The sequence below is a fragment of the Sporomusa sp. genome (assembly GCF_057736855.1).
The window spans coordinates 1-7859 of record NZ_JBYKYF010000142.1 but is presented as its reverse complement, the minus strand read 5'-3'; the positions used below and the strand labels follow the sequence as shown (position 1 = coordinate 7859).

At 43.5% G+C, this 7859-nt stretch carries 6 protein-coding genes and 1 other annotated feature; all 6 genes read left to right on the top strand.

Annotated elements, in window-relative coordinates; genetic code table 11:
• The first annotated feature begins 271 nt into the window (after positions 1-271).
• Positions 272-495, top strand: a binding site (T-box leader).
• Positions 496-583: 88 nt separating this feature from the next.
• Complete coding sequence (locus tag AC29Z1_RS10405) at positions 584-3238, top strand: valine--tRNA ligase (RefSeq protein ID WP_488271397.1); 2655 nt, start codon at positions 584-586, stop codon at positions 3236-3238.
• Positions 3239-3279: 41 nt separating this feature from the next.
• Complete coding sequence (locus AC29Z1_RS10400; RefSeq protein ID WP_488271396.1) at positions 3280-4572, top strand: bifunctional folylpolyglutamate synthase/dihydrofolate synthase; 1293 nt, start codon at positions 3280-3282, stop codon at positions 4570-4572.
• A gap of 76 nt (positions 4573-4648) precedes the next feature.
• A complete protein-coding gene (locus AC29Z1_RS10395) occupies positions 4649-5890 on the top strand; it encodes an O-antigen ligase family protein (protein ID WP_488271395.1) in 1242 nt (413 codons plus the stop codon).
• 251 nt (positions 5891-6141) lie between these two features.
• Entirely contained in the window at positions 6142-6522 is a 381-nt protein-coding gene (locus AC29Z1_RS10390) for a DRTGG domain-containing protein (RefSeq protein WP_488271394.1), read from the top strand.
• Positions 6501-6929 (top strand): ATP-binding protein, encoded by a 429-nt coding sequence (locus AC29Z1_RS10385; RefSeq protein WP_488271393.1) that lies wholly within the window; start codon positions 6501-6503, stop codon positions 6927-6929. Before AC29Z1_RS10390 ends, AC29Z1_RS10385 begins: the two co-directional genes overlap by 22 nt.
• Positions 6930-6965: 36 nt before the next feature.
• Positions 6966-7859, top strand: an 894-nt coding sequence (locus AC29Z1_RS10380) for a [Fe-Fe] hydrogenase large subunit C-terminal domain-containing protein (RefSeq protein WP_488271392.1), incomplete at its 3' end; no start/stop codon positions are given.

Genomic DNA, 7859 nt, shown 5'->3' with positions numbered 1-7859 from the left:
TGCCAGCGCTCTTGAAGTTGCTGGTATTAAGAAAGCCAATTAGAATAATAAATTAATTTGCGTGATTCCATGGCGAAAGCATCAAATCGAATATCAACCCAATGAACTGAAAGTTATATTTTCTAGTCAGAATAAAAAGCCAGCACTCTTCAAAAAAGCGCTGGCTTTTTAACGGCTAGGCTACTGGGAAAGCAGTGTCCAGATAGTAGTGCTTCTCAGTACGACTTGACATAGTTTGTTTGTATAGGTATAATAAAGCCAGTTACATACAAAATCGGCGAAGAATGGAAAGAGTAGGCTGATGCACCTGTTTAGAGAGGAAGCCCAAGGCTGAAAGGTTTCTCTGTGTGCAAGCTGAAGGTCGTCCAGGAGCCGCCCCGCTGAACTTAGGGAGTAGGCGTGGCCGGAGTGCCCCGTTACGGCAATTAAGTGTCCGGCTGATTTTGGCTGGAAATCAAGGTGGTACCGCGGAAAGTAATTCTTTTCGTCCTTATAGTGGACGAAAAGAATTTTTTTTATTTATATTTAGTAGACAGATAAAGCTAAATTTATTCAGTATGCAATATAGTTTTAAGGAGGACATATGGAACAGAAAAACAATATTCCAACCGTCTATGATCCACAAGCCGTTGAGGCCAAATGGTATAAGTTTTGGGAAGAAAACCGCCTATTTCATGCCGAGGTAGATCACAATAAACAACCCTTTAGTATTGTTATTCCACCGCCCAATGTTACCGGACAATTACATATGGGACATGCTCTGGATAACACTCTGCAAGACATTCTTATCCGGTTTAAGCGGATGCAGGGCTATAATACGCTGTGGATGCCCGGTACCGACCATGCAGGGATTGCCACCCAAATCAAGGTAGAAGAAGTGCTGGCCCAGGAAGGGAAAACTCGTTATGATTTAGGACGCGAGACCTTTATTGACCGGGTATGGGAATGGAAGGCCCAATACGGCAGCCGCATCATTAATCAACTCAAGCGTCTTGGTGCTTCTTGTGACTGGGAGCGTGAGCGCTTTACCATGGATGAAGGCTGCTCAAAAGCTGTACGGGAAGTATTTGTCAGTTTATATGAACAAGGGCTTATTTATCAGGGAAATCGTATTACCAACTGGTGTCCGCGCTGCAATACAGCACTCAGTGACATTGAAGTAGAACATGAAGAGCAGCCAGGTCATTTGTATCATGTTCGTTACCCAGTGGAAGGCGTTGACGGCGAGTATGTGACCATAGCTACTACCCGTCCGGAAACCATCTTAGGTGATAGCGGTGTGGCGGTTCATCCCGATGATGTCAGATATAAGCATTTGATTGGCAAATATTTGGTGTTACCGCTGGTAGGCCGCCGTTTGCCGATTGTTGCTGACGAATATGTTGACCCGTCATTTGGTACTGGTGCTGTAAAAGTAACGCCGGCGCATGATCCTAATGACTTTGAGATGGGGTTACGGCATAAGCTGCCTGAAATCATTGTCATGAATCCTGATGGTACTATGTCTGCTGATACTGGCAAGTATGCAGGTATGGATCGTTATGAGTGCCGCAAGGCGTTGGTTAATGATCTCAAAGAACAGGGATATCTGGTAAAAATTGATGAACATCATCACGCTGTTGGTCATTGCCAGCGCTGCAGCACGGTGGTTGAACCGCTGGTATCCAAACAATGGTTTGTTAAGATGCAGGAGTTAGCCAAACCAGCCATCGAAGCGGTAACCTCAGGAAAAATTCAATTTGTTCCTGAACGGTTTACTAAAATTTATATTAACTGGCTGGAAAACATTAGGGACTGGTGTATTTCCCGCCAGATCTGGTGGGGCCATCGTATTCCAGCTTGGTACTGTGATTGTGGTGAAGTTACCGTATCAAGAGAAGATATTACAGCCTGCCCTAAGTGTGGCGGTAAGGTAGAGCAAGATCCTGATGTGCTTGATACTTGGTTTAGTTCAGGATTATGGCCATTTTCCACTATGGGGTGGCCGGAAGATACAGCCGAGTTAAAGCAATTTTATCCGACCAGTGTTTTAGTGACAGGCTATGATATTATTTTCTTCTGGGTAGCCAGGATGATTATGATGGGCCTGAAGTTTAAGCAAGAGATTCCTTTCCGTCATGTCTTTATCCATGGTTTGGTGCGCGACAGCCAGGGAAGAAAGATGAGTAAGTCGCTTGGAAATGGTATTGACCCACTAGATGTAATCGAAAAATACGGTGCTGATACCTTACGGTTTATGTTAGTTACAGGCAATACGCCGGGAAATGATATGCGTTTTTACTGGGAACGCGTAGAGTCCAGCCGGAATTTTGCCAATAAGATTTGGAATGCTTCGCGATTTGTGCTTATGAACCTTGAAGGGTTTGATCCTGCATTTGTACCAGATGCTAAAGCTTATACGCTTGCTGATCGTTGGATTTTGAGCCGTTATAACCGGACGGTGGCTGATGTTACCCGGAATTTGGAACGCTTTGAACTTGGGGAAGCTGCCCGCATGATTTATGAATTCATCTGGGATGAGTTCTGTGATTGGTACATTGAGTTGGCTAAAAGCCGTCTTTATAATAAAGAAGATGCTGAAAGCCGCAAAGTGGCCCAATATGTTCTTAATTTTGTGTTGGGTAATACGCTTACTCTACTGCACCCTTTCATGCCATTTATTACGGAAGCCATTTGGCAAAGCCTGCCGCATGAAGGTTTAAGTATTATGACCAATCGCTGGCCAGTACCAGACGCTTCATTATCTTACCAACAAGATGAGCAGCTTATGGGTATTTTGATGGAAGTAATTAAAGCGATTCGCAATATGCGGGCTGAAGTGAATGTACCGCCAGGGAAAAAGAGCGAGGTTATTTTACAGATTGCCTCCGATGAGCTTAGAACCCAAATGGAGACCCATATCAACTATATTCGCACATTAGCTGCTGCTGAGCCGGTGACCATTCTTGCTGCTGATGCCGCTGTACCGGAGAACGCTATGACAGCAGTGGCCAATGGCGTTGAAATTTACTTACCACTCAAAGGCCTGATTGATGTTGATAAAGAAACAGCCCGTCTAAATAAAGAATTGATGAATCTCGAAAAAGAAATTTCCCGTATTGCCACTAAACTGGATAACCCAGCTTTTACCGCCAAAGCTCCTGCATCGGTTATTGAGAAAGAACAGGCTAAACATGCTGAGTATCTGGAAAAACAAGCAGCTATTAAGGAACGCCTTGCCTATCTAGCTCAACTGTAACACTGTGCTTGGTTTCCTTATATTATATGGAGGTGTAGCACATGAATTATGAAGAAACGTTAGCCTACCTCGAAAATCTGTACAAATTTGGGATTAATCTGGGGATGGAACGGATTGAACGGCTCTTAGAGCTCATGCAACAGCCTCAACGCCGCTTTAAATCCATTCATGTTACTGGAACAAATGGTAAAGGTTCCACAACCGCTATGTTGGCGGCTACGTTAGCGGCCAGCGGGATAAAAACCGGTATGTACACGTCGCCGCATCTTACCGACTATCCTGAGCGGATTAAAGTCAATGGTCAGGAGATTACCAAAGAAGAATTTGCTCAAGCCATTACTTACACTCGGAAGTTCGTCGACCAAATGCTGACAGAAGGTTATGAACAGCCGACCGAGTTTGAAGTCATTACGGCCGCCGCTTTTTACTATTTTGCGGCAGTGGGGGTAGAGTATGCGGTTATTGAAGTCGGTCTGGGAGGACTTTTGGATTCCACCAACGTAATTATTCCGGAAGTTTCGGTTATTACCAATGTCACGTTAGAGCATACAGACCGCTGCGGTTCGACCATTGCGGATGTTGCCCGCCATAAGGCCGGGATAATAAAAGATGGCGTGCCGGTTGTTACTGCCGCTAAAGGGGAGGCCCTGGACATTATTAAGCGGACTGCTGCTGAAAAAGGCTGCAAGATCTATGTCAAGGATGAAGATTTCTCCGGCCAGTTTAAAGGTTATAACAATAGCAGGCAATTAGTAGCTATTGATGTAGGTACGTTTGGAAAAATTGAGGCTGAACTTAATTTGATTGGCTGCCATCAGGTGGAAAACAGCGCTGTCGCTGTAGCTACTTTACTTATCCTTGGAGCTAAAGAACCCCGGATTACCACTCAGGCGATAAAAGAGGCATTAGCAACCGTTTGTTGGCCGGGTCGATTTGAAATAGTGCCCGGCAGGCCTGTAATTATTATCGATGGCGCCCATAACGTCGATGGCGCCCGGGTGCTTCGCCAAAATCTGGATCAGGTCTTTCCAGAGAAGAATATCACCTTTGCTTTAGGTATTTTGCGCGATAAAGATGTGACAGGTATTATTCATGAACTGATTCGTCCGACAGATACTGTAGTTACTGTTCAGCCTCTTTCTTACCGTGCGGCAACTCCGGAGGAAATTGCCCGGGAAATAGAGGCAAGTCATGTGGAAGCGGCTGCCAGCATTGAGGCTGGTATTGATCGGGCTAAGGAGCTAGCTGGTGTAGAAGGAGTTGTTTGTGTAGCTGGTTCCCTGTATTTGATTGGTGAAGCTCGACAGATTATCTTTAGCAAAGTAGACAAATAAGTTGAAATTGTATATAATAATTACTGGCGCTTGGGTGTAATTTCAAGCGCCAGTAATTTTTAGAACCGTAGGTGACATGGTGCATATTGCATATTCATTTAACACACAAATTCAACAACGGTTAGATTATCTGATTGAACACTGTATTTTGGCGATGGTCTTTTTTCTGCCCATGTCGTTGAATGCTGCTACAGTGTTTTTGGGAGTGGGAACCGTTTTATGGGTTAGCAAGATGCTAGTCACCAAAAAACTGTTATTAAAACGCACTCCTTTTGATGCCATAATCATGCTATTGATCATTTTATCAGCGGCTTCTATCGCGGCTTCGCCAGATAAAAGTTTTAGCTTTTATAATTATTATCATTTAATGGGACGATACATAGTTTGCTATTATCTGGTTATTAATAATTTGCACACCTTGCGTCAATTGCAGCGACTGATTTGGGCGGTTCTGATTTCGGCTGTACTGGTTACTTTTTATGGATTTTACCAGTACTTTCATGGTGTAGATATATCCACCTTTCATTGGGTGGATAACGAGCAGTTTCCTGAGCTTAAAGTTCGAATCTTCTCCACTTTGCAAAACCCGAATTTATTGGCAGGTTTTCTCGTTATCGTGATATCGTTAGCTGTTGGTTTGGGATTACATTCAGAAAAAATGCCGGAGAAATCACTACTGTTTGCACTTGTTGCCATCTTTGGGACATGCTTAGTGCTTACTTATTCGCGCGGCGCGTGGCTTAGTGTGTTAGCTGTTGCTGCTATCTGCGCTCATGTATACAATCGCAAAGTGCTATGGGGATTTTTAATCCTTCCGCTGGTTGCATTCTTTTGCCATGATGCCGTGATGGAACGGTTGCTTTCTATTTTTAATCCCACAGATACTTCCTCTACTTTGCGTATCGCGCTATGGGAAAGCACGCTGGCTATGATTATCGATAAGCCGTTGTCAGGTATTGGTTGGGGAGCTTACTGGCTGGTGTACCCAGAGTATGACTTTTTTCTAAATAATCCTGACGCCCGGATTGTTCATGCTCATAATATGTATTTACATATTGCGGCCGAGATCGGTATTCCAGGTCTGCTTGCTTTTTTGGCAAATGTTTTTGGCCATGCCAAAAAGGCGATTGAAATTTTAAGTAAGACCAATAACCGGCGAATAGCCGGGATTATCTTTGGTGTAATGGCAGCCGTTCTGGGTTTATTGCTAAACGGTTTAACCGATTACATCATGTTTAACATCCAGATGTCAATGTTATTTTGGCTTCTTAACGCAATAATTATTGTTGTGTGGGAAGGAAATTACCGTTATCATTAAAACATTGAATAGTATGTTAAGCAAAATGGAAACCTGAACATGTATCATGGTTTTCATTTTTTTTGATAATTTTACCATGTATTTTTTTGTAAATTTCTAATTATTTTACAAATGTTGCAGGATTTACACAGTAAGCCGCGAATATACAAAACAAAGAGGACCTTGTGAATTTGATGGGGTACCCCTTAATTTTTTGGAGTAAGTTTAGTGAAATTTCGCACAAACAAAATTTGGCTATGGAGGTGCCGTAGTTGAAACTGGCACAAGTAATAGAAGTGTTGGAAGCCGAAGTACTCTGCGGAAAACAATGGCTTGACCGAGAAGCCAAAAGCGCATGCGGTGCTGATCTAATGAGTGATGTTTTGGCTTTTATTAAAGAACAATCACTTTTGTTAACCGGCTTGACAAACATTCAAGTAATTCGTACAGCGGAAATGAGTGACGTAGTAGCCATAGTATTTGTGCGGGGCAAACGGCCGGGGCCAGAGGTTATCGAGTTGGCCGAAATGATGGAAATACCTTTGCTAGTGACTGACCGGCAGATGTATGAAGCTTGCGGGATATTATACAAACATGGGCTCGCGGGGAGTTCGCAAAAGGGGGAAACTCCGTGCCTCAACAACCGGGAATAGTATTAGAATTTAAATTAGCTGGTGCTGATTTTAATGGTGCTGGTGAAGCATCCAGTAAAATTAAGCGCACTTTGCAGCACTTAGGTATACGGCCTGATATTATCAGGCGAATTGCCGTTAGTGCATATGAAGCAGAAATGAATGTAATTATCCATGCTTTACGAGGCGTTATGCGGGCTGAAATTTATTCTGACCGGACTGAATTGACAGTTGATGATGAAGGTCCGGGGATTCCTGATATTGATCTTGCAATGCAGGCCGGGTACTCAACCGCTCCAGATCATATTCGCGAAATGGGTTTTGGTGCAGGCATGGGGTTACCCAATATGGCACGTTGTACCGATAAATTTGATATTCAGACTTGTATAGGAAAAGGAACCAAACTTAGCATGATCATTTACCACTGAAAAGTGTATATATTTTTAGATTGAGTGGTGAAAGTGATGGAAGCACGTTTTCACTCAGTGAGGTTATTGGCAGAACGATGTCAGGGCTGTGTAAATTGTATCAAACGTTGTCCTACAGAAGCCATTCGTATTCGCGGCGGTAAAGCCCAAATAACGTCTTCACGCTGTATAGACTGCGGTGAGTGTATCAGGCATTGTTCCTCTCACGCTAAAACAGCTGTCACTGATGAATTTACGGATCTGAAAAAATTCAAATACAATATTGCTTTACCTGCGCCATCGCTTTATGGTCAATTTAGCCCTGATATTCCGGTTAGGGCCATATTATCAGGTTTATTAAAACTGGGATTTGACGAAGTATTTGAAGTTGCGCATGGAGCAGAAATTATTTCGCTAGCCATAAGAGACTATCTAAAACGTACAGATATTGTCCGACCAGCCATTTCTTCAGCCTGTCCGGCTGTTGTCCGGCTGATTCAGGTAAAATTTCCCGAAATTATTGATCACATAGTACCTTTTGATGCTCCGGTTGAGGTAGCCGGAAGATTGGCCAGAAATGAAGCCGAGAGAGTACATGGTCTTGATCCCAATGATATTGGTGTATGGTTTATTACACCTTGTCCAGCGAAAATGACTGCGGTATACCAGCCGCTTGGCACCGAAATTTCAAGTATTAGCGGTGCTATTGCTATCAGCAAAATTTACTATGATTTACTTAAAGTTATAACCGCCGATCTTCAAGATGCTCGCCGCCAAGCTTCCTGGGTAGGTGTCGGATGGTCGGTGGCGGGCGGTGAGACTGCTGCTGTCGGTGTGAATAATACATTAGTGGTAGACGGTATTAATCAAGTGATTAACGTAGTCGAACAAGTTGCTTTAGGCAAACTGAGAGATGTTGATTGTATTGAAGTGTTAGCTTGCTCCCGCGGC